Below are 955 nucleotides of genomic sequence, written 5' to 3' on the forward strand. Positions count from 1 at the left end.
CAATAATCCGCAAATAAGAACGGTGTATGGAAAAGTACTTTCGCAATTTAATCCATCCATTACGAGTGGCATTAAAGAACTATTATTGGAAATAAAAAATGAAGATCCTGATATGTTTAGTGAATCTGTTAATGAAGTCATTAAGCTTATCTAATAGTCGAATAACGTGAGTAAAAAAGGGTATCAATCTTTATCGGATTGACACCCTAATACGAAGTTTTTTTAACACCTTACATATTTACGTTTGAAACCAAGTCTGCCTCTATCAAGTTCTTTCTGGATACTTTCGTGAGCATTTAGTAAACTGCTTTTTTTCTTATCACGTTTTACTTCAACTATACCAACTTCTTTTGCAGTTTCAACTGCCTTTTCGTGTAGTGGTACATATGAAATTGCGACAGTGTTTAGAAAATTATTCATAGCGGATTTTGTTCGTTCTGGTGAATCATGAATCGTATTTTTCACAATTTCAAGCATATCGGAAATCTTGCTTTCGGAAAACTCATTGTCTTTGCGATTTCCTAAAAGCCAGCAGTAGCAACTCCATCCTGCTGACATTCTTAGCTCGTCCCCACTTTTAATCCATGTATCGGCAACATCTTGTGCAATATCGGACTCTGATAAAGTCACTGACACCACATAATCAGACAGCATATAAAAATACGCCCCGTCTATCCAACGATTAAAATCAGACTCATTCATAGCTTTTGGATCTGCAATAATACCTGCAAAGTACATAGCATCGTAGTTACCTGTGGAGTAAAGTTCCTCAGCTAAATCTTGATTTACTTTTATTTTCTTAGCAATTGGTTTCATAGCGCCTGTAGCCGCGCCGAAAACTGGCTCATGTGCACCGTTAGATATGTATATTTTTTTTGTTCGTTCCTTACCGAGGGCTTCAAGCTCTTGCATAACTGTTTTAAAGTCCATAGCTGTGCACGTCCTTCCTTAATAT

General features: G+C 36.6%; 1 protein-coding gene and 1 pseudogene. One reads left to right on the forward strand and one right to left on the reverse strand.

What is annotated here, in order from left to right; genetic code table 11:
* Positions 1 to 154, forward strand: a pseudogene (locus AC1DTM_RS28755) (Imm30 family immunity protein); the annotation flags it as partial.
* A 68-nt stretch (positions 155 to 222) separates the two neighbouring features.
* Here the strand turns inward: AC1DTM_RS28755 and AC1DTM_RS28760 are convergent.
* Entirely contained in the window at positions 223 to 930 is a 708-nt protein-coding gene (locus tag AC1DTM_RS28760; RefSeq protein ID WP_088099263.1) for a DNA alkylation repair protein, read from the reverse strand.
* Positions 931 to 955 lie beyond the last annotated feature (25 nt).

This window comes from Bacillus sp. P4_D3 (assembly GCF_056401855.1).